This window comes from Rhodococcus sp. 05-2255-1e (assembly GCF_002259025.1).
Taxonomy (GTDB): Bacteria; Actinomycetota; Actinomycetes; order Mycobacteriales; family Mycobacteriaceae; genus Rhodococcoides; species Rhodococcoides fascians.
The window spans coordinates 378,200-404,021 of sequence record NZ_NOZE01000013.1; the positions used below are offsets into that span (position 1 = coordinate 378,200).

General features: G+C 64.8%; 27 protein-coding genes. 11 read left to right on the forward strand and 16 right to left on the reverse strand.

The genetic code is table 11. The features are described from left to right. Nucleotides 1-3 precede the first annotated feature (3 nt). A complete protein-coding gene (gene moeZ, locus CH262_RS11950) occupies nucleotides 4-1,170 on the reverse strand; it encodes an adenylyltransferase/sulfurtransferase MoeZ (protein ID WP_080732074.1) in 1,167 nt (388 codons plus the stop codon). A 76-nt stretch (nucleotides 1,171-1,246) separates the two neighbouring features. Continuing rightward, nucleotides 1,247-2,275, reverse strand: coding sequence for a DUF3152 domain-containing protein (locus CH262_RS11955; RefSeq protein ID WP_370878773.1), 1,029 nt, complete (start codon nucleotides 2,273-2,275; stop codon nucleotides 1,247-1,249). 336 nt (nucleotides 2,276-2,611) lie between these two features. On the opposite strand from CH262_RS11955, the gene CH262_RS11960 reads away from it, so the two are divergent. Then, a complete protein-coding gene (locus CH262_RS11960) occupies nucleotides 2,612-3,265 on the forward strand; it encodes a TetR/AcrR family transcriptional regulator (protein ID WP_027496534.1) in 654 nt (217 codons plus the stop codon). An 83-nt stretch (nucleotides 3,266-3,348) separates the two neighbouring features. On the opposite strand, the gene CH262_RS11965 is transcribed toward CH262_RS11960, so the two are convergent. Together CH262_RS11965 and CH262_RS11970 are read right to left on the reverse strand one after the other, a co-directional pair. After that, nucleotides 3,349-3,576 carry a DUF3107 domain-containing protein gene (locus CH262_RS11965; RefSeq protein ID WP_027496533.1) on the reverse strand — a complete coding sequence of 76 codons (228 nt, stop codon included), beginning with the start codon at nucleotides 3,574-3,576 and terminating at the stop codon, nucleotides 3,349-3,351. 137 nt (nucleotides 3,577-3,713) lie between these two features. Then, nucleotides 3,714-4,448 (reverse strand): ferritin-like fold-containing protein, encoded by a 735-nt coding sequence (locus tag CH262_RS11970; protein WP_032366312.1) that lies wholly within the window; start codon nucleotides 4,446-4,448, stop codon nucleotides 3,714-3,716. 413 nt (nucleotides 4,449-4,861) lie between these two features. Between CH262_RS11970 and CH262_RS11975 the strand changes: the two genes are divergently transcribed. Next, nucleotides 4,862-6,418, forward strand: coding sequence for a DEAD/DEAH box helicase (locus CH262_RS11975; protein ID WP_230074291.1), 1,557 nt, complete (start codon nucleotides 4,862-4,864; stop codon nucleotides 6,416-6,418). 9 nt (nucleotides 6,419-6,427) lie between these two features. After that, complete coding sequence (locus tag CH262_RS11980; protein ID WP_094622384.1) at nucleotides 6,428-7,681, forward strand: Rv3212 family protein; 1,254 nt, start codon at nucleotides 6,428-6,430, stop codon at nucleotides 7,679-7,681. A gap of 23 nt (nucleotides 7,682-7,704) precedes the next feature. Here CH262_RS11980 and CH262_RS11985 read toward each other — a convergent pair whose 3' ends face one another. Both CH262_RS11985 and CH262_RS11990 read right to left on the reverse strand, forming a co-directional pair. Next, nucleotides 7,705-8,499 carry a ParA family protein gene (locus CH262_RS11985; RefSeq protein WP_027496529.1) on the reverse strand — a complete coding sequence of 265 codons (795 nt, stop codon included), beginning with the start codon at nucleotides 8,497-8,499 and terminating at the stop codon, nucleotides 7,705-7,707. 56 nt (nucleotides 8,500-8,555) lie between these two features. Beyond that, nucleotides 8,556-10,022 (reverse strand): DHA2 family efflux MFS transporter permease subunit, encoded by a 1,467-nt coding sequence (locus tag CH262_RS11990; protein WP_094717654.1) that lies wholly within the window; start codon nucleotides 10,020-10,022, stop codon nucleotides 8,556-8,558. A 197-nt stretch (nucleotides 10,023-10,219) separates the two neighbouring features. Between CH262_RS11990 and CH262_RS11995 the strand changes: the two genes are divergently transcribed. Beyond that, nucleotides 10,220-10,879, forward strand: a complete 660-nt coding sequence (locus CH262_RS11995) for an acid phosphatase (protein ID WP_052068882.1) — start codon at nucleotides 10,220-10,222, stop codon at nucleotides 10,877-10,879. After that, complete coding sequence (locus CH262_RS12000; protein ID WP_094717655.1) at nucleotides 10,876-11,352, forward strand: GNAT family N-acetyltransferase; 477 nt, start codon at nucleotides 10,876-10,878, stop codon at nucleotides 11,350-11,352. Before CH262_RS11995 ends, CH262_RS12000 begins: the two co-directional genes overlap by 4 nt. On the opposite strand, the gene CH262_RS12005 is transcribed toward CH262_RS12000, so the two are convergent. Then, the gene (locus CH262_RS12005; protein WP_027496526.1) at nucleotides 11,349-11,780 is read right to left on the reverse strand and encodes a hypothetical protein; all 432 of its coding nucleotides are present in this window, start codon (nucleotides 11,778-11,780) and stop codon (nucleotides 11,349-11,351) included. The genes CH262_RS12000 and CH262_RS12005 overlap by 4 nt on opposite strands. A 221-nt stretch (nucleotides 11,781-12,001) precedes the next feature. Here CH262_RS12005 and CH262_RS12010 point away from each other — a divergent pair, with 221 nt between their 5' ends. Both CH262_RS12010 and CH262_RS12015 read left to right on the forward strand, forming a co-directional pair. Further along, nucleotides 12,002-12,955: a diacylglycerol/lipid kinase family protein gene (locus CH262_RS12010; RefSeq protein ID WP_032372691.1), complete on the forward strand. Its 954-nt coding sequence runs from the start codon at nucleotides 12,002-12,004 to the stop codon at nucleotides 12,953-12,955. 266 nt (nucleotides 12,956-13,221) lie between these two features. Continuing rightward, a complete protein-coding gene (locus CH262_RS12015; protein ID WP_032366305.1) occupies nucleotides 13,222-13,476 on the forward strand; it encodes a WhiB family transcriptional regulator in 255 nt (84 codons plus the stop codon). Nucleotides 13,477-13,628: 152 nt separating this feature from the next. Here CH262_RS12015 and CH262_RS12020 read toward each other — a convergent pair whose 3' ends face one another. Then, nucleotides 13,629-15,107: a sensor histidine kinase gene (locus tag CH262_RS12020; RefSeq protein ID WP_027496524.1), complete on the reverse strand. Its 1,479-nt coding sequence runs from the start codon at nucleotides 15,105-15,107 to the stop codon at nucleotides 13,629-13,631. A gap of 21 nt (nucleotides 15,108-15,128) precedes the next feature. Then, the gene (locus CH262_RS12025; RefSeq protein ID WP_027496523.1) at nucleotides 15,129-15,344 is read right to left on the reverse strand and encodes a biotin/lipoyl-binding carrier protein; all 216 of its coding nucleotides are present in this window, start codon (nucleotides 15,342-15,344) and stop codon (nucleotides 15,129-15,131) included. 119 nt (nucleotides 15,345-15,463) lie between these two features. Here CH262_RS12025 and CH262_RS28415 point away from each other — a divergent pair, with 119 nt between their 5' ends. Next, entirely contained in the window at nucleotides 15,464-15,538 is a 75-nt protein-coding gene (locus tag CH262_RS28415) for a 50S ribosomal protein bL37 (protein WP_370878772.1), read from the forward strand. Between the two features lie 69 nt (nucleotides 15,539-15,607). On the opposite strand, the gene rsrA is transcribed toward CH262_RS28415, so the two are convergent. Beyond that, on the reverse strand, nucleotides 15,608-15,895 hold the full coding sequence (gene rsrA, locus CH262_RS12030) for a mycothiol system anti-sigma-R factor (RefSeq protein ID WP_027496522.1): 288 nt from the start codon (nucleotides 15,893-15,895) through the stop codon (nucleotides 15,608-15,610). A gap of 44 nt (nucleotides 15,896-15,939) precedes the next feature. Continuing rightward, nucleotides 15,940-16,716, reverse strand: coding sequence for a sigma-70 family RNA polymerase sigma factor (locus CH262_RS12035; protein ID WP_230591196.1), 777 nt, complete (start codon nucleotides 16,714-16,716; stop codon nucleotides 15,940-15,942). A 91-nt stretch (nucleotides 16,717-16,807) separates the two neighbouring features. Between CH262_RS12035 and ybaK the strand changes: the two genes are divergently transcribed. Genes ybaK through rsgA form a run of 3 tightly spaced genes read left to right on the forward strand, consistent with a single transcriptional unit; the run spans nucleotide 16,808 to nucleotide 19,608 of the window. After that, on the forward strand, nucleotides 16,808-17,299 hold the full coding sequence (gene ybaK, locus CH262_RS12040; RefSeq protein WP_032387172.1) for a Cys-tRNA(Pro) deacylase: 492 nt from the start codon (nucleotides 16,808-16,810) through the stop codon (nucleotides 17,297-17,299). Between the two features lie 6 nt (nucleotides 17,300-17,305). After that, nucleotides 17,306-18,622 carry a 3-phosphoshikimate 1-carboxyvinyltransferase gene (aroA, locus tag CH262_RS12045; protein ID WP_032387171.1) on the forward strand — a complete coding sequence of 439 codons (1,317 nt, stop codon included), beginning with the start codon at nucleotides 17,306-17,308 and terminating at the stop codon, nucleotides 18,620-18,622. Further along, nucleotides 18,574-19,608, forward strand: a complete 1,035-nt coding sequence (gene rsgA / locus CH262_RS12050) for a ribosome small subunit-dependent GTPase A (RefSeq protein WP_027496518.1) — start codon at nucleotides 18,574-18,576, stop codon at nucleotides 19,606-19,608. The genes aroA and rsgA overlap by 49 nt, the downstream gene beginning before the upstream one ends. A gap of 48 nt (nucleotides 19,609-19,656) precedes the next feature. On the opposite strand, the gene CH262_RS12055 is transcribed toward rsgA, so the two are convergent. The 5 genes from CH262_RS12055 to CH262_RS12075 form a co-directional block, all read right to left on the reverse strand. Beyond that, nucleotides 19,657-20,907, reverse strand: a complete 1,251-nt coding sequence (locus CH262_RS12055; protein ID WP_032370715.1) for a fatty acid desaturase family protein — start codon at nucleotides 20,905-20,907, stop codon at nucleotides 19,657-19,659. 129 nt (nucleotides 20,908-21,036) lie between these two features. Then, nucleotides 21,037-22,332 carry a fatty acid desaturase family protein gene (locus CH262_RS12060; RefSeq protein ID WP_027496516.1) on the reverse strand — a complete coding sequence of 432 codons (1,296 nt, stop codon included), beginning with the start codon at nucleotides 22,330-22,332 and terminating at the stop codon, nucleotides 21,037-21,039. A gap of 108 nt (nucleotides 22,333-22,440) precedes the next feature. Beyond that, nucleotides 22,441-23,556 (reverse strand): ferredoxin reductase, encoded by a 1,116-nt coding sequence (locus CH262_RS12065; RefSeq protein WP_027496515.1) that lies wholly within the window; start codon nucleotides 23,554-23,556, stop codon nucleotides 22,441-22,443. 138 nt (nucleotides 23,557-23,694) lie between these two features. After that, a complete protein-coding gene (locus CH262_RS12070; protein ID WP_032366300.1) occupies nucleotides 23,695-24,219 on the reverse strand; it encodes a DUF6912 family protein in 525 nt (174 codons plus the stop codon). 11 nt (nucleotides 24,220-24,230) lie between these two features. Continuing rightward, nucleotides 24,231-25,676, reverse strand: a complete 1,446-nt coding sequence (locus CH262_RS12075) for a WS/DGAT/MGAT family O-acyltransferase (protein WP_027496513.1) — start codon at nucleotides 25,674-25,676, stop codon at nucleotides 24,231-24,233. Nucleotides 25,677-25,822 lie beyond the last annotated feature (146 nt).

The following is a 25,822-nucleotide window of genomic DNA, read 5'->3' on the forward strand; positions in this document are numbered from 1 at the left end:
ACGTCAGTAGATGGGCAGGCCGGGCTCGATCTGCTTGGCCCACTCCACGATTCCGCCGTCGAGATGGGTTGCGTCGGTGAAACCGGCACCGACGAGAGCGTCGAGAACCTCCGCGGACCTGATGCCGGTTTTGCAGTACAGAACGATCGGTACCTGCTGTGGCAGTTCGGCCAACGCCGCCCCGGACAGAATCCGCCCGCGCGGTATCAGTCGAGCGCCCTCGATCCGGACGATGTCCCACTCCACCGGCTCACGCACGTCGATCAAGGCGACCTCGCGTCCGGAATCCAACATCGCCCGTAGCTGCTCGGGGCTGATCGAGGCGTCGTCGGATTCGACGGCCGGCACCACCCCGCAGAAGGCGTCGTAGTCGATCAGTTCCGTGATCGGGGTTCGGTGCGGATCACGGGCCAGTCCGACGGTTCGGTAGCTCATGGCCAACGCGTCGTAGATCATCAGCCGTCCCAGCAGCGTCTCGCCTATTCCGGTGATCAACTTGATGGCTTCCGTCACCATCACCGACCCGATCGAGGCGCAGAGCACGCCCAGGACGCCACCCTCGGCGCAAGAGGGCACCATTCCCGGCGGCGGAGCCTCGGGGTACAGATCTCGATAGTTGATCCCGACGCCGCCCGGAGCTGCATCCCAGAACACCGAGACCTGCCCCTCGAACCGGTAGATCGAACCCCACACGTACGGGATACCGACCAGTGCGGCCGCGTCGTTGACGAGGTATCGGGTGGCGAAGTTGTCGGTGCCGTCGAGAACGAGATCGTAATCGCCGAAGATATCGATCGCGTTGGACGAGTCGAGGCGGACCCTGTGCAGCACCACCGTGACGCCGTCGTTGAGTTCGAGGATCGAGTCCCGTGCGCTGTCGGCCTTCGGTCGTCCGACGTCGGACCGCCCATGGATGACTTGTCGCTGGAGGTTGGACAGCTCGACGTCGTCGAATTCCACGATGCCCAGAGTTCCGATGCCGGCGGCCGCGAGGTACAGCAGCGCAGGCGAACCCAGTCCGCCGGCTCCGACCACGAGCACGCGGGCGTTCCGCAACCGCTTCTGGCCGTCCGTTCCGACGTCCGGAATGATCAGGTGACGGCTGTACCTGGCAACCTCCTCGGAGGTCAGTTCACCGGTGGCTTCGACCAGTGGCGGTAGGTGGACCACGCTCAGCGACTCTCCTCGACTCGACGGGGCGACCACATAACTGCGTTCGCCGCCTTCGAATCTAATCCGCGATCGCTCACCCGCGTGGATAGGGCCACGGGTTGAACCGGCAGGTCTTGCCGTCCATGGGCACGACGCCCTCGGGGTCGAGCCGCGCGATGTCGTCGTTGGCCGTTCCGAACGTCTGCTGCATCATCACCGGTGCCAGCCCGCCGTCGGTTTCGCACGGCTGATGCTGCTGGTAGCCGATGGCGTGCCCGACCTCGTGGTTGATCTGATACTGACGGTACGAACCGATGTCTCCCTGGAAGGAGATCGCTCCGCGTACCCATCTGGGTTCGTTGAGCACGACCCGTTCGATGCCGGGGTTGTAGCAGGACACCTCGAGTTGGATGTCGTATCCACACGCCTGCCGAATGGACATCTGCGACGTCAGGGAAATCCGGAAATCCGGGTCACCCTGATCGATACGGCGGAACGCGAAACGCGGGTCGTTGGTCCAGCTCTTGGGGTTGGCCAACGTCTGATCCACCAGACGGCCGAACGACTCGTCGCCGCCGAAACCGACGGTGTCCACACCGTCCTCGACCTCGACGGTGTAGGTGAACACCCGCTCGGTTCCCTGGCCGACCTGCTCGGTGCTCCCGGCGACGGTGTGCCAGGTGCCTGCCCCCTGCACCGCGAACGGTCCACCGTCGGGCAGCTCACCGGACGAGATCGTTTCCGCGAAATTGCCGTCGGCCTGCGGCGGGACCCCGATGATTCCGGTTCCGGACGTATCGGAGCTCAGCGTGCCGAACCCTGGGTCCTGCGAGGTGCCCTGAGAGGCGGTGCCGACAACCGGGTCACCGGCCCGAACGGCATCGACGACCACGAGCGCGGTGACGGCGATCAGAATCGGTACCGCGTACGCCCGCCAGCCGTAGGTGGCGGCGAACTTTCCCAACTTGGTCTGTTTACGCACGTCACGCTCGGGGCGGCGACTGCGGTCCTTGACCTCGCGCTGCGTCGGGTCCCACTGCGCGCGCAAGGGCTGATGCGACCCACGACCACCCACGCCTCGTGGAAGATCGTCCGACCGCTCGTCGAACCCGCCGGACTGCACACCGCCGCGAATTCGCGGCTCGCCTCGGTCAGTCACTCGCTCACGATCTCACAATCCTGCTCGCTCGCCGCTCGGCACGCCGATACCGGGGACGGATCTATCGGGCTCTCGGTACGACAAACATCGTACAAACAAACCATCCGATGTGATTCGAGATCGACCGTTTCCGACAAGGATCCCCCAGGATCCCAGCGGTGCCGACGGCCACGAGTATCGTTGCCCGTGATCTGCGCTACGAGCGGTCCGAACCGAAGGCCACCCGCCGAAAGTTCACGCCGGACCGCACGTTGTCGAACCAAGACGAGCGCAGCTGTCGACGCGATGGGAACATATTTGATGACAGATCTCGACGACCGGAGGTCCTCCGACCGTCCGGCCACCACCGGCAACCGCCGCAGCGCCAGGCTGCCGCGTGATGCCCGTCGGGCGCAACTGCTGGCTGCTGCGAGCGAAATCTTCGTGACCCGCGGCTATCACGCGTCGGGAATGGACGAGATCGCCGAATGCGCCGGAGTCAGCAAGCCGGTTCTCTACCAGCACTTCCCCGGCAAACTCGAGCTGTACCTGGCGGTACTGCAGAGCTACGTCGACACCCTCATCGCCGGGGTTCGTCAGGCTCTGCGTTCGACGACGGACAACAAGCAACGCGTCCGCGCCGCGGTTCTGGCGTTCTACGATTTCGTCGACACCGACACCCAGGGTTTCCGTCTGGTCTTCGAGTCGGATCTGATGGGTGACCCTCAGGTCAACGCCCGCGTGGAGCAGGCGACCGAAGCATGCGTCGACGCCGTCTTCGACCTGGTTGCCCACGATTCCGGACTCGATCCGTACCGGGCACGAGTGCTGGCCGTCGGCCTCGTCGGTGCCAGCCAGTTCACCGCGCGCTACTGGCTGGAAGCAGATCGGCCGATCTCCAAGGAAGACGCCGTCGACACCACGGTCTCACTGGCCTGGGGCGGCCTGTCGCACGTTCCGCTGCAGTCTCCGTAACCAGCCGGTCGGGCATCCCGCCCACATACGCCACACGCCCCTCGTTCGAGAAGAACGAGGGGCGTGTGGTGTTACCGGCCGTCTCAGGTGGTTGCGAACCCGACCTTGCGAGGATCGGACGGGCCGATCTCGACGTACGACACCTTGGCGGTCTGGATCAAGAACTTGCGTCCCTTCTCGTCCTCCAACGACAGCACTCCGTCCTTACCTGCGAAGGCGGTCGATACGAGCGCTTCGACCTCGGCCGGGGACTGCGCACTGTTCACGACGAGCTCACGGGAACTCTCCGACACACCGATCTTGACCTCCACGGTCAACCTCCGAACTCTCGACAACTGACGCTGTTCTCGCCAGGCTAGTGCAGCCCGCGTGCCGCAGCCGCTTCCAGGCCTGTGCTGTCAGCGAACACCGGCGGGGACCCGCCCCGCCCGGTGCCCGATCGAGCCGATCAGTCCAACCCGAGCGAGGACATCCGCTCGGCATGCTGCTCCTGCATGCGATCGAACAGAGCGACGACCCCGTTGAGGTCGCCCGACGCGGTGATGACGAGATCGGTCAGCGACTCGCGCTGCGCGAGCACGAACTGGGCCTGCGTGATCGCCTCGCCGAGCAGTCGACGCCCCCACAACATCAGGCGTGCCTTGTCCTGGGAGCTCGCCCGGACCCGTTCGGACACCTCGTGGACGACGAACTCCGAGTGCCCGGTCTCGGCAAGGACATCGCGGACGATCTCCGCGACGTCGGGGGCGAGGCTGTGCGCGATCTGCCGGTAGAAATCAGCGGCGATTCCGTCACCCACGTATGCCTTGACCAACGACTCCAACCAGGTCGACGGCGTGGTGGAGGCGTGGTACTCGTCCAGAGCCCGCACGAACGGATCCATCGACGAATACACGTCGAGGCCACGGTTGGACAAAGCCTGTTCCAACGTCTCGAAATGACTCATCTCGGCGGCGGCCATACTCGCCAGCGCCACCCGGCCTTCCATGGACGGAGCCATTCGAGCGTCCTCCGCCAACCGGTAGAACGCAGAGATCTCGCCGTAGGCGAGCACGGCGAACAAGTCGGGAACGCCCGGGTGATCGTGTGCGATCGCGGGCTCCCCTCTGTCCGGATCGCTCGACCCGACGAGGGCGGTGGATGCAACTGCGGGCGACGACGACTCCGACGAATGGGCTCCCATTCCACGAATCGTAGACCCGTGTCCGACGCCCCGTCGCGGGGCGCGTCACACCTGCCGCGACCCGTCGACCGTGGAGAATCGGGCCGGGCAAGCTACCATGGTGTCGATCGTTGCTCGCGGACCTGTCACACGGACCGAAAGCCGATGCGGCGATCATCGATAATGTGTGCGCACCTGATCCGGGTCGCCTCGAGAGCTTCGCCGCAGCGAACGTCACAGTTCGCGGCCGCGCTGAGGCTGACGGCGACATCACATCGGATTGAGGGCATCGACTTCGGCCGGCAATAGGCCTGTGCCCTTCCTTGTGCGTACGTTCGACCACGAGGAAGGCCAGTCCCCTGAGCAAGATAGTCGTAGACCAAGAATCCGAGACCGGCGACACGACCCTGTCTGCCCAACTGGACGACACGCATGTGCCACCGACGTTCGCCGAGTTGAACGTCGACGCCGACATCGTTCGTGCACTCGCCGACATGGGTATCGAGCGCACCTTCGCCATCCAGGAGCTCACTCTTCCGCTGGCCATCGCGGGCGACGACCTCATCGGGCAGGCCAGGACCGGAATGGGCAAGACCTTCGGTTTCGGTGTGCCTCTGCTGCATCGTCTCGCCACGGAGAATTCCGGAACGACCCCGCTCGACGGCACGCCACGCGCGCTGATCATCGTGCCGACCCGTGAGCTGTGTGTTCAGGTCAGCTCCGACCTCGAGAATGCATCGAAGTACCTCAGCGGCGCGAACGGCCCGGTGAAGGTTCTTTCCATCTACGGCGGCCGCCCGTACGAAGCTCAGATCAGCGCGCTCCAGAACGGCGTCGACGTCGTCGTCGGCACTCCCGGCCGTCTACTCGACCTCGCCAAGCAGAACCACCTGATCCTCGGCAAGGTCGGCGTCCTGGTTCTCGACGAGGCCGACGAGATGCTCGACCTCGGGTTCCTTCCCGACATCGAACGCATCCTGGGCATGGTCCCCGACAAGCGTCAGACGATGCTGTTCTCCGCGACGATGCCCGGCCCGATCATCACGCTGGCGCGCACGTTCCTGACGCAGCCGACGCACATCCGGGCCGAAGAGGCGGAGTCCTCCGCCGTGCACGATCGCACCGCCCAGCACGTCTACCGGGCGCACGCACTCGACAAGGTCGAGATGGTCGCCAAGGTGCTCAAGGCGGAAGGCCGCGGCGCGACGATGGTGTTCACCCGCACCAAGCGCACCGCGCAGAAGGTCTCCGACGAGCTCGCCGAGCGTGGCTACTCGGTCGGCGCGGTCCACGGAGATCTCGGACAGGTCCAACGCGAGAAGGCTCTCAAGGCGTTCCGCACCGGCAAGATCGACGTGCTGATCGCCACCGACGTCGCGGCCCGAGGTATCGACATCGACGACGTCACCCACGTCATCAACTACCAGTGCCCCGAGGACGAGAAGACCTACGTCCACCGCATCGGCCGTACCGGCCGTGCAGGGCGCACCGGTATCGCCGTCACCCTCGTCGACTGGGACGATATCCCGCGCTGGCAGCTGATCGACAAGGCCCTGAATCTGGGTATGCCGGATCCGGTCGAGACCTACTCGAGCTCGCCGCATCTGTTCGCCGAGCTCGATATCCCCACCGATGCGACCGGCACCGTACGCAAGGCGGCACCCGCGCGAGCCGCAGAGCAGGCCGCTGACAAGGCCCCCGACACCGAGTCCGCAGCACCGTCGGCAGAGGCGTCCGCACCGAGCAAGCCGCGCCGCTCACGCAGCCGCCGTCGCACCCGCGCGGGACAGGACGGGGACCAGGCCTCGACCTCGACCGACTCGGCCAACGCCTCTGCATCGACCGCGAACCCTGTTGCGGCACAGTCGGATTCGACCGATTCGTCGACACCGGAAGCGTCGACCAAGACCGCTCCTCGTCGCCGACGCCGTCGCCGCACGAGCGGATCGTCCGCCGAGACCGGACCGTCGACGGCGAGCGCGTCGGAGTAGTCTCCAGCCGTGCTGGCTCCAGAACGTAGGTCGAGAACCGATCTCGTCGTCGCGGCAGTCATCGCGGTGACGGTGGTCGTGGCCGCGAGCGTCGCTTGGCTCACGGGTGACGCTCGGGGCACCACCTCTGTCACGGCCGACAATCCACTCGCGCCGTCCGAGGCGGCCGCCTCCGTGCCCGCCGCCCTGTCCGAGTTGTGGCGGGCACCGAGTTCGGCGACGGATTCGGCGCATACGCCGGTTCCGGTCGTGACCGGTTCGGCAGTCGTGACCGCCGATGGCGGTTCGGTCGTCGGCCACGACCCCCGTTCCGGCGACCCGGCGTGGTCGTACTCGCGAGACCTACCCCTGTGCTCGGTGATCGCCTCCTGGAACACTGCCGTCTCGGTCTACCGCGACGACCGCGGTTGCTCGCAGGTGACCACGCTCGACGGATCGACCGGCGTCCGCACAGCACAGCGCACGTCCGACGCAGACGACTCGGTGTACCTCTCGTCCGACGGCACCTACGTGACCTCGCGAGGTGACACTCGGATGGAACTGTGGCGCTCGGACATGGTGCGCACACTCGAATACGGGCGCGTCGATGCTCCGGTCAACCCGGGTACTCAGCCGAGAACCGGATGCACGCTCCTGTCCACCACGTCGTCCAATTCGCGGACGGCGGTACTCGAACAGTGCCCGGGTGAGCCGGCCGCACGACTGTCTCTGCTCAACCCTGCCCCCAAGGATGCGAGCGAACCCGAGGAGTACGGATCCTCGGTGGTCCCGGATCTCGTCACCTCGGAGCAGGAGCCGACATCCGGACGCGTCCTGGCTCTGACGGGAAGCCTTGTCGCGCTGTATGTTCCGTCCGCAAACGGTGCCCCTGCGCGCATCGCGCTCTACGACGACACCGCCACGGCCGTCTCCGAGTTCGCTCTCCCCGCGGGCCTCGGCCCAACATCCGCACCGCCCGCCTCGCCGGCAGCGAAACAGGGTTCGGTGTTCACCTGGTTCACCGGCTCCGGAGTGCAGGCACTGAACTCCACCGACCTGACTCCGGCGTGGTCCATGCCCGGGGCCCTCGGCAGCGGTGCCGTCATGGCCGGCAGGCTACTGGTTCCCGTGCCCGACGCGATCGCGGTGGTCGAGCTCGCCACCGGCACGGTGATTGCCGAGATTCCGATCGATCGCGGCGACTACGACGGACCGGTGCAGACCTCCGTTATCGGCGATGTCGTCGTCGAGCAGCGCGGTTCCGACCTGGTCGCGCTGGGTTGATCGAGGACGGCCGATCGGAGGAGCTACTCCGCAGGGTCGTACGTCTTCAGTTCTGCTGTGCCCTCCCAGTGGGCCAACAAGTTCTCGGCCAGCTCGCGATACGCCTGCGCGCCCTTGTTCTTTCGCCCCGACAGCACTGTTGCGCCGGATGCACTCGCCTCCGCGAAACGCACCGTCCTGGGGATCGGCGGAGCGAGGACCGGCAGCGAGTACCGATCGGAAACATCGCCGAGCACGTCTCGGCTATGGGTGGTACGGGCATCGAACAGGGTGGGCAGTGCACCCAGCAGTGCGAGGTCGGGGTTGGTGATCTGCTGCACCTCGGACACCGTCCGCAGTAGTTGTCCGACGCCGCGGTGAGCGAGCGTCTCACACTGGAGCGGGACCAGAACCGATTGCGCGGCCGTGAGACCGTTCAGCGTGAGAACACCGAGCGAGGGTGGGCAATCGATGACGACCACGTCGAAATCCTGCAGAATCGGTGCCAGAGCACGCTTGAGTGCGAACTCGCGACCGGCGCGCATGAGCAACAGCGCCTCCGCACCCGCGAGGTCGATCGTGGCGGGCAACAGCACGATCCCCTCCGCCGTCTCGATCAGCACGTCCTCGACCTGTGCGTCCCCGGTCAATACCTCGTGCACCGACGAGTCGAGCTTGTCCGGGTTGTGACCGAGCGAGAACGTCAGGCATCCCTGCGGGTCGAGATCGACCACCAGAACGCGTCGGTCGAGTGCGTGCAGCGCGGCTGCCAGCGAGGCGACCGTAGTGGTCTTGGCCACGCCGCCCTTCTGGTTCGCTACCGCAAGAATTGTCGTCACGCCCTGATCCTTGCCTAGATTCGCCGCTCGAGCGAGGTTTGTCGGTTCCGGGCGCGTCAGTGCATCACGATCGGCGGCGCGGATTCCTGAGAAACGTGCTTGGTTCGGGGCAGGAAGAACGCGGGCACGAACGTGATGACGATGAGCACCAACGCGACCATGAAGGTGGTCCCGAACGCGCGCGCCGAGATGTCGAATGCTTCGAGCTGGCTCGAAGCCGTCAGCGTCGGCTTCTGCTGCGCGGTCAACACCACCGACATCAACGCGGTTCCGATCGATCCGGCGGCCTGCTGGACGATGTTCATCAATGTCGAACCGCGAGCGACTGTTTCGTTCGTCAACGTCTGCAGCGCAGCAGTCATGATGGGCATCATCGTCGAGCCGAGCCCCAGCCCCATGACGAACAAGGCTCCGATCAACAACGTGTACGACGTGCTGGTGCCGACCTGGGTGAACACCGCCATGCCTGCGGTGATGAGGACCATGCCCATCAGCACGATTCGTCCTGGACCGGTCTTGTCCGCGATCACTCCGGCGATCGGCATGGCTATCATCGCGCCGATACCCTGCGGTGCGAGAAGCAGCCCGGCCGACAGTGTGGACTCGCCGCGGAGCAGAAAGTAGCTGGGAAACAGCAACCCTGCGCCCATGAACGCGACCATGAAGAAGGTGGTCGTGATGACTGCGACGGTGAGTGAACGGTTCCGGAAGAGCCTCAGGTCGATCAACGGATGCTCGACGCGCAGAGCGTGGAAGACGAACAACACGATCAGCACCAGGCCCACGATGACCGGAACCAGCACCTTGACGGCCAGTACGGTCTCGGTTTCGACGACCGACGACGCACCGTAGAGAAACAGGGCCAGACCGGGCGAGAGCATCAGCATGCCGCGGAAGTCGAACGATTCCGACGGGGTCGGATTGTCTCTCGGAAAGATCACGATTGCGGCGATCAGCGCGAGAATGCCGATCGGCAAGTTGATGAGGAAGATCCAGTGCCAGCTCGCGGCCTCGATCAGCCACCCGCCGAGGATGGGGCCCGCGATGGGCCCGATCAGCATCGGCACACCGAGCACGGCCATCACCCGGCCGATTCGTTCGGGGCCGGCGGCACGCGTCATGATCGTCATGCCCAGGGGCATCAACATGCCTCCGCCGAGGCCCTGCAGTACGCGGAACACGATCAACGACGTGATGTCCCAGGCGAAACTGCACAGCACCGAACCGAGAACGAACAGCACCAGTGCCGTGATGTAGAGACGCTTGGTGCCGAAACGGTCCGCAGCCCAGCCCGTCAACGGGATGACGGTGGCCAAGGCGAGGGTGTAACCGGTCATCGTCCAGGCCGCGTTGGCATACGTGGTCTCGAACACGTCGGTGAACGTCCTCAAGGCCACGCTGACGACGGTGACGTCGAGAATCGACATGATCGCGCCGAGAACGACGACACCGGCGATCTTCAGCAACGCTCCGTCGAGCTTCTCCGGGGCACCGGAGGGCGCGGGCTTCTGCAAGTCGGTCATTGTTCTCCAGATCGATGAGAAGAGCTACGAGGTCAAATGCAGTGAGCACACTGACGGGCAGGACTGCGTTGCCTGCGACGGTGAAGATCCAGAAGAGAATAACCGCCCGGTAGGTCTGGACTCAATCGCGTTTTCGGACACATCCACCGGTTCGGTATGACGAAGCCCACACCCGACCGGCAGGCATGATCGTGTGCATGACCAACCACGGAGCCGTCGAGGCCGGCCGAGTCGTTCTACTCCGTCACGGGGAAACCGAATGGGCCCTCGCGGGTAAGCACACCGGAAACACCGATGTTCCACTCACCGCGCACGGTGAGCAGCAGGCAGTCGAGGCCGGCTCACTGCTGACTCTGCTGAATCTGCGCGACCCGGTGGTCATCAGCAGCCCGCGCGAACGGGCCCGTCGGACAGCCGATCTCGCGGGGCTCCAGGTCGATCGAACATGGGATGCGCTGTCGGAGTGGGACTACGGCGACTACGAGGGCATCACGTCGTCGGAGATCCACGAGACAGTGCCGCACTGGACCGTCTGGACGCACCCGTGCCCGGGCGGAGAGTCGATCGGTGACATCGCTGTTCGCGTCGAACTGGTGTTGTCCGTTGTTCTTCCACTGCTCGAAGGCCGGGACGTGGTGCTGGTGGGACACGGCCATTTCTCGAGAGCACTGATCGCCGGCTGGACGGAAGCGTCCATCACCGAAGGGAAGCGCTTCGCATTGTCCCCGGCCGCCTATTCACTGCTCGGTTTCGAGCACTCCTTTCGACAGCTCATCGCCCACAATGTTCACCCCTCGATTCTCTCGGCAGCCACCGATCGCTCGATCGGCACCGAACCGACCGGAGGTCCACGATGATCCGACGCGCCACCGAAGACGATGTATCCGCCATCTGCGGGTTGGTCCACGAACTGGCGGAGTACGAGAAGGCGTCCTCGTTGTGCACTGTCCGAGATAACCAACTTCGGTCGGCTCTGTTCGGTGAGAATCCGTCGGTATTCGCGCACGTCGCCGAGCACGACGGCGTGGTCGTGGGGTGCGCTCTGTGGTTCTTGAATTTCTCCACCTGGGACGGGGTCAACGGAATCTATCTGGAGGACCTCTACGTGCAGCCGGACGCACGCGGCCATGGGTTCGGAACCGCACTGCTGGCAGCGTTGGCGGCCGAGTGCGAAGCCAACGGCTACACGCGGCTGACCTGGTCGGTGTTGGACTGGAACACCCCGTCGATCGGGTTCTACCGAGCGTTGGGCGCGCAGGCTCAGGACGAGTGGACCACATTCCGATTGACCGACGGTGCCCTGAGGGACCTGGCAGCGACAGCGTCCTAGAGACGCGGTTCGTCGTCGACGTCGCTGTACTCGGCCGCCATCCACTGCGACGAGGGTGGACTGAACAGCAGCACCAGCACGGCAACCACGACGATTCCCAGAACGATGCCGTAGACGGTCTGATGTGAACCGGTGAGCAGCGACCACACGACCGGAAGCAGCAGTAGCTGTACGACGGTTGCCAGTGCCCTCCCCCACCGTTTGCCGAGAATCAGGGCGACGCCTGCAGCCCCGACGCCGAGGCCCAGCACGCCGAACCACCCGGCCGTGCCGTACCCGTTCGCGACAGCGTTGTCGCCCTCTCCGGAGACCGCGCGCACGACGAGAACGAAGGCCGCGACCAGCGAGACGGCACCTTGTGCTGCGACGAGGACCCCGGCGGATCGAAAAGTGGCCGGTGGGGTGAGGTTCTCGGGTTGGGTGGACACGGGACCAGCCTAGGCAACCGGGAGTGGAGCCCGCGGAACGACCCAGGGGGCGCGAGTGGAGCCTGCGGAACGACCCAGGGGGCGCGAGTGGAGCCTGCGGAACGACCCAGGGGGCGCGAGTGGAGCCTGCGGAACGACCCAGGGGGCGCGAGTGGAGCCTGCGGAACGGCCCGGGTGGTGCCGGTGGAGTCCGCCGAGCCACCCGGTTAGTGTTTGTTCCTGTGCGTGCGCTGCTGATCGTCAATCCCAATGCGACTTCTACGACGGCTGCAGCTCGGGATCTGTTGGCTCATGCATTGTCGAGTCGGTTGCGGGTGACGGTGGCGCAGACGACGCATCGTGATCATGCGTCGGAGTTGGCTCGGGGTGCCCGTGAGGACGGGGTGGGCCTGGTGATCGTTCACGGGGGTGACGGCACGGTGAACGAGGTCATCAACGGTCTGCTCGGGGTTCCGTTGCCGACGTCGATGCAGGCGGTGACGATCGGCGCGATTCCGCCCATTGCGGTCGTTCCCGGTGGTAGTGCGAATGTGTTCGCGCGCTCTCTCGGAATCGAGGCGGACCCGGTAGCGGCCACGAATCAGTTGATAGGCCTGCTGGACGCGCGGGCGCGGCGGACGGTCGGTCTGGGGCATTGCGACAACCGGTGGTTCACGTTCAATGCCGGGATGGGTTTGGACGCGGAAGTGTGTCGGGCCATCGATGCGAGCCGGAAGGACGGTACGCCGGTGTCGGCGACGCGTTATCTCCGGTTCTCGGTGCAGGAGTTCTTCAAGCACAAGCGTCGTCCGGCGCAGTTGACGGTGGAGGTTCCCGGGCGGGATCCGTTCGAGAACGTGCACTATGCGTTCGTGTCGAACTCGAGTCCGTGGACCTTCTTGAACGATCGTCCGGTCCATACCAATCCCGGGACCGCTTTCGATTCGGGTCTCGGTGTGTTCGCGATGCGCTCGACGGCACTGCTCCCCACGCTGCGGGTGTCGCGTCAACTATTGGCCAAAGGTGCAGAACCGAAGTCTCGCAAGTTGATTCGAGTCGACGACGTCCCGAGTGTTCGAATTACGTCTACAGAACCGATGGGGCTGCAGATGGACGGGGACTACCTGGGTGAACGCACCGAGGCGGAGTTCTTCTCGACTCCCGACGCATTGGATGTTGTCGCGCCCGTCACGTGAGACCCACTGTGACCTGCGCGCGAAGATGCTCGATGGGCAATTTCCTGCGAAATCACGAGCAATATCTGCCGAGTCGGGGTACAAAGGAGCGCAGAAGGCTAAAGCGAGCCTAACAGAGTGAGCTTGACCACGGTCACGCGCGTATCCCTTGACTTCACCTGAGTTCGTGAAAGCATTCACAAGCAACAGTGCGGAAACATTGGTTACCCACTCGTGAAACAGAAGAGAAACGAAACGGCGCTTCGGCGCCCGGTAAGGAGCAGAGGATGGACTGGCGCCACAAGGCAATTTGTCGCGATGAAGATCCGGAACTATTTTTCCCGGTGGGAAACAGTGGTCCGGCGCTCGCGCAGATCGCCGATGCCAAAGTCGTCTGTACTCGGTGCCCCGTCACCGCAGAATGCCTGTCCTGGGCACTCGAATCCGGCCAGGACGCAGGAGTATGGGGCGCAATGAGCGAAGACGAGCGCCGTGCACTCAAGCGACGCAACGCACGTACGCGCGCACGTAGCTCCGTCTAGGACGCAGACACACAACACTCGGTAGGCCCGGTATCCGCTCAGCGGATACCGGGCCTTCTGCATGTCGGACTGCATAGCGGGCGTTTCCACAGATCGGGCGTTCTCACGTCACAGTGCGGCCGGTTCGTAACGCACTGTTCACGAGCGGCCCGTCAGGCTCGCGGCACCCGACGGCCCAGTGGCACTCGCAGCATGGCGTCGGTGCCACCTCCAGGAGCCGGATGCAGGCCCAGAGAACCGTTCAATTCGACCGACACCAGAGTGCGTACGATCTGCAGCCCCAGTCCGTCCGAACGCTCCAACGAGAACCCTGCGGGCAACCCGCGGCCGTCGTCGTGGATGACGACGTCGAGCCATTTCGACGAACGATCGGCACCGATACGCACCACGCCGACCGATCCGGCGTCGAACCCGTGCTCCATCGCGTTCTGCACCAGCTCGGCCAACACCATCACCAGCGGCGTCGCCCGCTCGGCGGAGAAGACACCGAGTTGGCCGTCCCGGACCACCCGCACCCGAGGGTTGACGGTGGCGATGTCGAGCATGATCGGCACCAACCGGTCGACTATCTCGTCGAGATCCACTTCTTCGTCGACCGACATCGACAGCATCTCGTGCACCAGCGCGATCGACGTCACGCGGCGAACAGATTCGGACAACGCGGTACGAGCTTCCTCGTTCTCGAGCCGCCGCGACTGCAGCCTCAGCAGAGCCGCCACGGTCTGCAGGTTGTTCTTCACTCGATGGTGGATTTCGCGGATCGTCGCGTCCTTGCTGAGCAGCGCACGGTCGCGTCGCTTCACCTCGGTGACGTCTCGGACGAGTACGGCTGCGCCCGCGGATCGACCGTGCGGCTGCAGTGCCAACGTGCGCACCAGAACCGTCGCGCCGCGGGCGTCCACTTCCATTCGGTGCCCGACGTTGCCGGACAGTGACGACCGGATATGGTCGGCCACTTCTTGCGAATCGAACGGGTCGGTCACCAGAGACCGCGTCACCGACGCGAGGTCGCGGCCCGACAGTTCCGTCGTCAAACCCATCCGGTGGTACGCCGACAGCGCATTGGGGCTCGCGTAATCCACCCGTCCCTCGGTATCGATGCGGATGAAGCCGTCGCCGGCCCGCGGCGACGAGTTGACGTCGGTTCGCTCCTCCGGCGTCGGAAACGTTCCCTCGCTGATCATCAGGCACAGATCGTCCGCACATTCCCGATACGCGACCTCGAGCGCACTCGGCGGACGAAGCTGGGCCGGATTGGTGTCGCGGGTCAGCACGGCGATGACGTGCTCTCCACATCGCACGGGAATGCTCTCGCTGCGGGTCAGAACACCACCCTGCACGATCTTTCGCTGTTGCAACGCGACGAGCACTTCGGGGTGCTCGGACTCGGAGATGGTCGTCCCCACGATGTCGTGGGTGAACACCGTCGGCGCGGTGGTGGGTCTGCACTGGGCGACACACAGCACGTCCGCCGACCCGTCCGAGACATCGTCGGTACCGACCCAGAGCAATACGTCCGCGAACGACAGGTCGGCCAGGAGCTGCCACTCCCCTACGACGCGCTGCAGATGGTCCACCGCGGCACCGGGCAGATCGGTGTGTTCGGCCAGCAGGTCACTGAGGGTCGACACGGGTTCTCACGCAGCCGTCGGTCAGGACACCACAGCGATGAGATCGCCCTGTTGAATGACATCCCCCACTGCGACGTCCACGGACGTGACGGTTCCTGCGGTCTCGGCGAGCACGGGAATCTCCATCTTCATCGACTCCAGCACGACCAACGTGTCACCGACCTCGACGGCATCACCGCGGGCCACGACCACCTGAAACACCGTCGACACCATCTCCGCACGAACATCCTCGGACACCGGCGAACCCCTCTCTCACGACACCTCGAACCGCGGCGGGCACACACCGGAGACCATGCCCGTCACAGTAAGCCAATCACACGTGGGAGACTGTAGTGAACAAACGAGAGGAGCCCATCATGGGAAAGCGTGGACGTAAGAAGCGTGCTCGTAAGGGCAACAAGGCCAACCACGGCAAACGTCCCAACAGCTGACGTTCTGCCACCAGCCACGAAGGGCCGAGAAGCACTGCTTCTCGGCCCTTCGTCGTCGGTACGATCAGGTTATTCGGAGTCGACGCTACGGGTCAGCACCGTGCGTCGGATTTCCACGCTGAGTCGCTCGCGAAGCCCGGCGGGCGCTTGATCTCCGCCACATTTACGGGAGATCAGCCGCTTGACCTTCTCTTCGATGCCGTACGCCTCGAAGCACGATCCGCACTCGTCGATGTGCTTCTGCAACCGTTGCCTGCTGGCCTCGTCGCACTCGTTGTCCAACATGATCCATACGTCCGCGATCACGGCCGAGCAATCCAGTCGCTCGAATTCGGCGTCGGCTCCGCCGTCGCCCACAGAACCGCCGCCGATGGTGTCATCGCCGGAATCACCGGTGCGCGTCACTGGACTACCTCCTGCTCGTGCCGGTCGACTGCGCCGTCCCGGTTGAATCCACGGTCGCGGGCTACACCCGCCAGCAAACCTCGAAGTTGCTTACGCCCGCGATGCAAGCGCGACATCACCGTTCCGATGGGCGTTCCCATGATTTCCGCGATTTCCTTGTACGGGAAACCCTCGACGTCGGCGTAGTACACCGCCATCCGGAATTCCTCGGGCAACGACTGCAGAGCGGCCTTGATGTCGTCGTCCGGCAGTGCGTCCAGCGCTTCGACCTCGGCCGAGCGCAGTCCGGTGGACGTGTGTTCAGCGGTCGCGGCGAGCTGCCAGTCACTGATCTCGTCGGTCGGGTACTGCGCCGGCTGACGCTGCTTCTTGCGATAGGAGTTGATGTAGGTGTTGGTCAGGATTCGGTAGAGCCACGCCTTGAGGTTCGTGCCCTCACGGAACGACCGGAACGCCGAGTAGGCCTTCACGAACGTCTCCTGCACCAGGTCCTCGGCATCTGCGGGGTTGCGCGTCATCCGCAGCGCGGCACCGTACAGCTGGTCGAGCATCGGCAGCGCGTCACGCTCGAAGCGTTCGGTCAGCTGGGCCTCGGTTTCGGCTGCTCGCTGCTCGGCGATCGCCTTCTCGTCCGCTTCGGTGGGAGTCCTGGCTTCTGTCACGCTGATCCCTTCGGTAGCTTCCACCGCCCAGGCTACCGCGCCCGAAGTCGGCTTCTGCGACGAGATCACCCCCTTGATCGCCAAGGGACGTCCCGCGGTCAGCACTGCCATTCGTCATTCCTTCCGCCTGCATCCATATCTGCCCTGTCACAACACTGCCGCGCGCCGCGGTGTTCCCGTCGCAGTCGATAGAGTCCGACGAATGGCTGCGTCGACTCCCGCTCTTGCGCTGCTCACCGCACAAAAGGTGGCGCATACCGTGCACACCTACGAGCACGATTCGCGCACGCAGTCGTTCGGCAGCGAGGCCGCCGAGATTCTGGGCGAGCGCCTCGGCGTGCACCCGGAGCAGGTGTTCAAGACCCTGGTCGTCGAACGCGCAGATCGTTCGCTGGCCGTCGCGGTGGTCCCCGTCACCGGATTGCTCTCGTTGAAAGCGGCAGCAGCCGCTCTGGACACGCGGAAGGTAACGATGGCCGACAGAGCTGCCGCCGAACGGTCGTCGGGCTACGTGTTCGGTGGAATTTCTCCGCTCGGTCAACGTAGATCCCTGCCCACCGTCATCGACGACTCGGCACTCGAGTTCGACCGTGTGCTGTGCAGCGGGGGTCGCCGCGGCCTGGAGATCGAACTCGCTCCGGCCGATCTGATTCGCCTCACGCGCGCCGTCACCGCGCCCATCGCCGCACACTGACCGCCGATGAGCGAAGATGGACCGGTGAGCACTTGGACAGCCCCCGCCGCCGATGGACCCATCGACGCGACAGTCACTCTGCCCGGATCGAAGTCGATCACCAATCGCGCGCTGATCATCGCCTCGCTCGCATCCGGCCCGTCGACCGTCACCGGCGCGCTTCGCAGCCGCGACACCGACTTGATGATCCATGCTCTGGAGACACTGGGCGTGCAGGTGGCCGCCGACCGCAACGATCCGACGTCTCTCCGTGTGACACCGGGAACGCTGCACGGTGGATCCGTCGAGTGCGGCCTGGCCGGAACGGTCATGCGTTTCGTCCCGCCCCTGGCCGCGCTCGCCGACGGCGTGGTGTCCTTCGACGGAGACGAGCAGGCTCGCATCCGGCCGCTCGACACCATCCTCGACGCACTGCGCGCTGTGGGCGCCGACGTCGACGGCAGCGCGCTGCCGTTCACGATGCGCGGTACCGGTTCGCTGCGTGGTGGATCCGTAGAGATCGACGCCTCGGGGTCGTCGCAGTTCGTCTCGGGCCTGATGCTCTCGGCCGCGGCGTTCGACGAGGGAATCGAGATCCATCACATCGGTAAGCCCGTCCCGTCCATGCCGCACATCGACATGACCGTCGAGATGCTGCGCCGTGCGGGTGTCCGAGTCGACACCCCGGAATCGAGCGGAGACGCGAACACCTGGCGCGTGCATCCCGGTTCGGTCACCCCCGTCGACTGGAGCATCGAGCCGGATCTCTCGAACGCCACCCCGTTCCTCGCTGCCGCCGCTGTCACCGAAGGTGTTGTGCGAGTACCGAATTGGCCTGAGTCGACGACTCAACCCGGCAATGTGTTCCGCGAGATCCTCACGCAGATGGGCGCGGTGGTCGAACTACGCGCAGGGGTGCTGACCGTCGAAGGTCCGAACACGTTGCGCGGCATCGACTTCGATCTACACGACGTCGGCGAGCTGACCCCCACCGTCGCAGCGCTCGCCACCCTGGCCGAGGGGCCGTCCATCCTGCGCGGCATCGCCCACCTACGCGGTCACGAGACCGACCGACTGGCCGCACTGACGACCGAGATAGTGCGCCTCGGCGGGCGAGCGGTCGAAACCGACGACGGCATTCGCATCGATCCCGCACCGCTGCACGGCGGCACCTGGCACTCCTACGCCGACCACCGCATGGCCACTGCCGGCGCGATCGTCGGGCTCCGCGTCCCGGGCGTCGAGGTCGACGACATCGGCACCACTGCCAAGACTCTCCCCGGCTTCGAGAACCTGTGGGACACGATGTTGTCCGCTTCCACACCCAGCGGGGTCGGATCCTGACCGCGCGCCGCTACGACGAGTCCGACGTCCGCATCCGGCCGGGCAAGAGTTCTCGTCCGCGCACCAAGACTCGACCCGAACACAACGACGCCGAAGCCGGCATGGTGGTGTCCGTGGACCGCGGCCGCTGGGGCTGCGTACTCGACGGTGACCCGTCTCGGCCGGTCGTGACGATGCGGGCCCGCGAGCTGGGGCGAACTCCGATCGTGGTGGGCGACGAAGTCGGTATCGTCGGAGATCTGTCGGGCAAGGTCGACACTCTGGCCCGAATCGTGCGCGTGGCCGAGCGGCGAACGGTGCTGCGCCGCACCGCGGACGACACCGACCCGTTCGAACGCGTCGTGGTGGCCAACGCCGACCGGCTGCTCATCGTCGCAGCGCTTGCCGATCCACCTCCCCGCACCGGCTTCGTCGAGCGCGCTCTCGTCGCAGCGTACGTCGGCGGACTCGAACCGGTGCTGTGCCTGACCAAGAGCGATCTCGCTGCACCCGACGAGTTCACCGCGTCGTTCGCAGATCTGGACGTCCCGGTGGTACTGGCGGGCCAGTCCGAGGACCTGACCGAACTGACCGCCATGCTGACGAACAAGGTCACCGCGCTCATCGGACACTCCGGTGTCGGCAAGTCGACGCTTGTCAACAGACTGGTGCCCGACGCCTATCGCGCGACCGGGGTGGTCTCGGGCGTCGGCAAGGGCCGCCACACGTCGACGCAATCGGTGGCGCTGCCGCTACCGGGCGGCGGATGGGTGGTCGACACTCCCGGCATCCGATCGTTCGGATTGGCGCACATCTCGCCGGAGAACGTCGTGGCCGCATTCTCCGACCTCGCCGAGACCATCGAGGACTGCCCCCGCGGCTGCACTCACCTGGGTCCGCCGGCAGATCCCGAGTGCGCTCTCGACACGCTCACCGGGGATGCAGCACGACGGGTGGCTGCCGTACGGCTCCTGCTGGAAGCGGTTCGAACGAACGAAGCCTGGTAGAGACCCACGGGGTCTGTACCAGGCTTCGCTGCTCGAAATCGGAGGCGGTCAGGCTGCTTTGCCGACCAGTCTGCGAATTCCCTTGCGCTTCTTGGTTTCTGCGATCGCGGTCCGAAGGCCACGCCGCTTTCCGGTGTCGGGGTCGACGGCGAACAGACCTGCAGGCGCCTGTTCCCATTTACGCTCGGACGCGGTTTCCGGCGCGTCGTCGCTGGTCGCCTTCAAGTACTTGTTCGGAAGCGACAGCTTGGCGATGGTTCGCCACGACAGGAAGTACTGGTGCACGATCGAACCGGTCGTGTACGGCAGGTCGTACTTCTCCGCGAGCTCGAGAACCCGAACCTTGATCTCCCGCAGACGATTGCTGGGTAGATCGGGGAACAGGTGATGCTCGATCTGGTAGCAGAGATTGCCGCTCATGAACTCCATGACCGGACCGGCGTTGAAGTTCGCGCTGCCCAGCATCTGACGCAGGTACCACTGCCCCTGCGTTTCGCCTTCCATGTCCGACTTGGTGAACTTTTCGGCACCGTCGGGGAAGTGCCCGCAGAAGATGACGGTGTTGGTCCACACGTTACGCATCATGTTGGCGACGATGTTCGCCGTCAGCGTGCTCTTCCAGGCAGGTCCGGTGAGCAGCGGATGCAGGACGTAGTCCTTGCCCATCTGCTTGCCGACCTTCTCGAGGACCTCGCGACGCTTCTGCTCGAATTCTTCACGTGGGACGCGGCCCTTGGCCACCTTGCCCAGTTCCAGGTGCTGCAGCGCCACGCCGTACTCGAAGAACAGCTGCAGCAACAGGTTGTAGACCGGGTTGCCGATGTTGAACGGCTTCCAACGCTGGTCGCGGGTGACGCGCAGCAGGCCGTAACCCACGTCGTCGTCCATGCCCAACACGTTGGTGTACTTGTGGTGAATGTAGTTGTGCGTCTGCTTCCAGTGCGCCGAGGGCCCGGTGTTGTCCCACTCCCACGAGGTGGAGTGGATCTCCGGATCGTTCATCCAGTCCCACTGGCCGTGCATGACGTTGTGGCCGAGCTCCATGTTCTCGATGATCTTCGCGACCCCGAGCATGGCGGTACCGACCAGCCATGCCGGGCGGCGGCGACTGGCGAACAGGACTGCACGTCCGCCGATGTCGAGCGAGCGTTGCAGCCGAATGGTGTTCTTCACGTACCGGGCGTCGCGTTCACCACGGGACGCCTCGATGTCTCGCCGAATCGCATCGAGCTCGTGGCCCAATGCTTCGATGTCGGCGTCGGTCAGATGCGCGTATTCCTTGATGTCCGAAATCGCCATGGGAAACAGCCTCCTGGCAGTTGTGAACACACAGCGTGCGGTAGTGAGCCGTGTGCATTTCCGTCACCTACCGTATCGTAACTTACGGTCGCGTAGGTTACGGGCGCGAATCTGTGTGACGATTCACAATCAGGCGGTGACGTCCGATCGCCGGAGCGCCTTCGCCTGTCGTTTGGCTTCTTTCTTCGCGTTGCGCAGAGCTCCTCGTGCCTCCTGCATCGCCGAGCGCAGTCCACGGCGCTGGCCGGTGAGCGGGTCGATGCGAAGTGCGTGCACGGTCGGAGAATCGCCGACGCGCCAACGCCGCTCCGACGATGTCTCGGGCGCGTTGTCCGAGGTTGCGCGCAACCACTTGTCGGGCAGCGACAGCTTGTGGATGGTCCGCAGTGCCAACAGGTACTGCTTACCGAGCGACCCTGTCGTGTACGGCAGGTCGTACTTGTCGCACAGCGCGTGCACCTTCTCGGCGATCTCCGAGTACCGATTGCTCGGCAGATCCGGGAACATGTGGTGCTCGATCTGGTAGCAGAGGTTTCCGCTCATGAACGCCATGACGGGGCCGGCCTCGAAGTTGGCACTACCGAGCATCTGCCGCAGGTACCACTCGGGACGGGTCTCGTTCTCGAACTGACCGATCGTGAACTTCTCGGCACCGTCGGGAAAGTGACCGCAGAAGATCACGGCGTAGGCCCAGAGGTTTCGAACCAGGTTGGCCGTGGCGTTGGCGGTCAACGTGGACTTCCACGCCGGGCCGGACAGGGCCGGGAACAGGACGAAGTCCTTGCCGACCTGCTTGGCGATCTTGCGCGCGAAAGCGCGGGCCGCCGGTGACTTGAAGAGGCCTTTTTCGTGTTCCCCGTCGAGCTGCTTCTGAGCGTCGTAGTCGTGCAGTGCGATGCCCCACTCGAACGTCGTCGCCAGGACGATGTTGGCGAGCGGCTGAACGAGGTTGATCGGCTTCCACGGCTCGTCGCGGGTCATCCGTAGGATGCCGAATCCGATGTCGTCGTCCATTCCGACGATGTTGGTGTACGTGTGGTGCGAGTAGTTGTGCGCCCGCTTCCACTGCTCCGACGGTCCGGTCTGGTCCCACTCCCACGAGGTGGAGTGAATTTCCGGATCGTTCATCCAATCCCACTGGCCGTGCATCACGTTGTGGCCGAGTTCCATGTTCTCGATGATCTTGGCGACGCTGAGCATCGCGGTCCCCACGAGCCATGCCGGCCGGTACTTGCTGCCGAGCAGCACGGCGCGTCCGCCGAGCTCGAGCATGCGCTGAGCTCGGATGGTCCGGCGAATGTATGCGGCATCGCGTTCACCGCGACTGTCCTCGACGTCGCGGCGAATGGCGTCCAGTTCGCGCCCGAACGCTTCCATGTCTTCTTCGGTCAGGTGAGCGAACTCTTTGATGTCGGTGATGGCCACCGGGTCCTCCAACAGTTGTGTGCGGCGCCCGAAATACCGGGGTTCAGCGTGGGCAACCTACGTGAGCGTAACCCAGCAGCCTGAGAAGGCAGTGTGCGAAAAACAGACCTACAGTTCCAATGTGCAGTCACCCGCGGCTGCGGAAATGCATGTCTGGACGCGGTCACCCTCGCTGTGTTCCTTACCGGAACGTAGGTCGATCACATGTCCTGCGGTCAACGGCACCACACACGTCTGGCAGATACCCATACGGCAGCCGAACGGCATCCGAACACCCACATTTTCGCCTGCTTCGAGCAGCGTGGTCGCCCCGTCCGCCGCCGCTTTCTTGTCGGACTTGGAGAACGTGACGGTTCCGCCCGAACCGGACGTATCGGCGCGTGAGATCTCGAACCGCTCGAGGTGCAGCTTGTGCTCGATGCCCTCGCGCTTCCACGTCTTCTCGATTTCTTCGAGCAGTGCCGCGGGACCGCAGGCCCAGGTGTCGCGGGTACGCCAGTCGGGGTACAGCTCGTCGAGCGAGGACAGAGCGAACTTGCCATCGGAACGCGTCAACTGCACGTGAGAGGTGAACTCGGGATGCGACTTCTCGAGGGCTGCGAGTTCGGCCGCGAACATCACCTCGTCCTCGGTGGGGGCCGAGTGGATATGCACGGTATCGGGCATGTCGCCGTGACGATCGAGTGCTCTGAGCATCGAGATGACCGGGGTGATGCCACTGCCTGCGGTGACGAAGAGAATCTTGGCGGGCGGCGGAACGGGCAGTGCGAAATTGCCCTTCGGTGCCGCCAGTCGCACGATGGTCCCCTGCGGCACGCCGCCCACCAGATGTGACGACAGGAACCCTTCGGGCATCGCCTTGACGGTGATGGAGATCAGCTTGTCTTCCCAGTTCGGCGGCGAGGTCAGTGAATACGAGCGCCAGTGCCACCGACCGCCGAGATGCAGTCCGATTCCGATGTACTGACCCGGCTGATAGTCGAAATTGAAGCCCCACCCGGGCTGGATCACCAGTGTCACCGCGGTAGCGGTTTCCTTCTCCACGCGTACGACGCGGCCGCGCAGTTCACGGGCCGACCACAACGGGTTGGCGAGGTGCAAGTAGTCGTCGGGCAGCAAGGGAGTGGTGATGCGGGTGAAAGCACCACGCAGCATGTTCAGCCTCGGCCGCTTGGGTGCCGAGACACCGGCCACCGGGGCCTCCAACCACTTCTTCAGATCCATCGGGTGTTCCCCATCCCCTCGATCGTCGTACCGAACCGCGTGCGGGCATCGAGGTTACGCTACCGTAGGTTGAGTCCCCTGGTCACCTCTGCAGGCAGCCCAACCGTGGATATCGCCAGGTCGTGGCCGAGAGCAGGATCACAGCAGATCGAGCAGAAACGGTAGTTCCTGGGGGGCGTACCACGCCAGCGTGTGGTCTTCGGCATCACCGAGAACGAATTCTGCATCGGCATCGCCCATGTCCGCTGCGTCCACGGCGGAGACAGCCTTGGCAACTGCTTCCTCGGCCCCTTCCAGATCGACGTGCACCGACGCGACCTGATCCATTCGCAGCGGTTCCTTCAGCCGAACGACAGCGTCGTCGAGATCGGGACGCAGGGTGGGATCGTCGACGTCTGCGGCAATCACCGCCCGTCGGTAGACCACGCCGTCGGCCACCGTCCCCGTGTCCGCCTCGTCGTCGACGGCCGCGGCGATCAGGCGCAGCGAGGCACGCGCGGCCTCCCCCATCGCGACCTCGGACAACTCCTCGTCGTCGCCCGACGAGTACGCCTCACGCAAGGTGGGGGTCACCGCGAATGCGGTGCGCGAGACCGGACTGAACTCGCCCTCGGCTGCGAGCACTTTCAAGAATTCCAGCGTCGCCGGAACGTAGACACGCATTGCAGAAGACCTCACACTCTCGATTCGTTGCTGGCGTCGACCAACTCTTCCAGCGCCTCGTGCAGTAGCGCTGTCACCACATCCACATCGGGCATCGCTCCGCGGTCGGCGTTGAGCCCGAAGAACACGAAACCGTCGTACGACGTCAGCCCGATACTCAACGCCTGATTCTCGAACAGCGGCGACACCGGGTACATCTCGAGCATCCGGGCACCACCGACGTACAGCGGAAACTGCGGGCCCGGCGCGTTCGTGACGATCAGGTTGAACACTCGTTGCGAGAGTCGGCTACCCGCCCGCGCACCCATGGCATGCAGGCTCGCCGGAGCGAACCCACTGATCCGCATCAGCGTCTGAGCCGTCACACCGCGGCTCTGATGAGAATGGGCCTCGGTCGCGTGCGCGATGTGAGACAGCCGAACGACGGCGTTCGACTCCCCCACCGGGAGGTCGACGAGGAACGAGGACACCTCGCTGCGATCGTCCTCGGCCGGCTCACCGGACATGTCGCTGCCCTCACCGAAGCCGACGCGATCGGACGAGACGTACACCGACATCGGCACCATGGCCCGCACCGTGGACGATGCCGTGACGGGTTCGCCGCGCGAGAGCAGCCAATTTCGCAGCGCGCCGGTGACGACTGCGAGCACGACGTCGTTGATCGAGCAGTCGAATCTGTCGTGGATCCTGCGGTAATCGGCCAGTTCGGTCTTGGCCACGGCGAACCGACGATTTCGTGAGATCGGCGCGTTCAGTGGGCTGGACGGGGCGCTCTGTGTCGCGGTACGCAGCACGGCCGCGACCTTGCCCGCGGCGCGCAATGCGTCGCCCGCGAGACCGGCAACCCCGTTGACCGCGCCGCGCAACGTCTCGATGCTCTCGCCCGGACGCACCACCAGTTCGGTGAGCGCGTCGAGCACCAACACCGAGTCCTTGGGCTCACGGGCAGGCATCCACAGCTCCTCGGCCATCGGCGCGGGGTTCTTGCTCGCATCCAGAATGACCTGACCGATGTCGAGCGCATTCTCGCCGTCGACGAGGGCCGAATGAGACTTGGTGAAGATGGCGAAACGATTCTTCGCGAGTCCCTCGACCAGGTACATCTCCCACAACGGTCGGGTGCGATCGAGCGGCCGTGAGGTCAGTCGCGCGATCAGGTCGTGCAACTGATCGTCCGTCCCCGGCTTGGGTAGTGCCGAACGACGGATGTGATAGGTGATGTCGAAATCCGCGTCGTCCACCCAGACCGGCCGCGCCAAACCGAACGCGACTTCGCGGACCTTCTGCCGGTAGCGCGGAACCAGCATCAGTCGCTGTTCGACCAACGACAGCAGTCGGTCGTAACTGAAACCGCTCCGCGGGGTCCGAAAGACGGCGAGCGAGCCGAGGTGCATGGGACTGCTGCCGGCCTCGAGAAAGTAGAACGACGCATCCTGCGCCGTCAGTCTGGTCGCCATCGCGTGTCTCGGTCCCCGTCCTCGCACGTGGTGCGCCCCGATCGATACCGCCTGTTGCGCGGTGTGCTCGAACTCAGAGTACGTGGGTTGGCGACGTGAGTCCCAGTGCCGGGTGGGCACCGACGTGTCGTCGATCTCGGGAACCG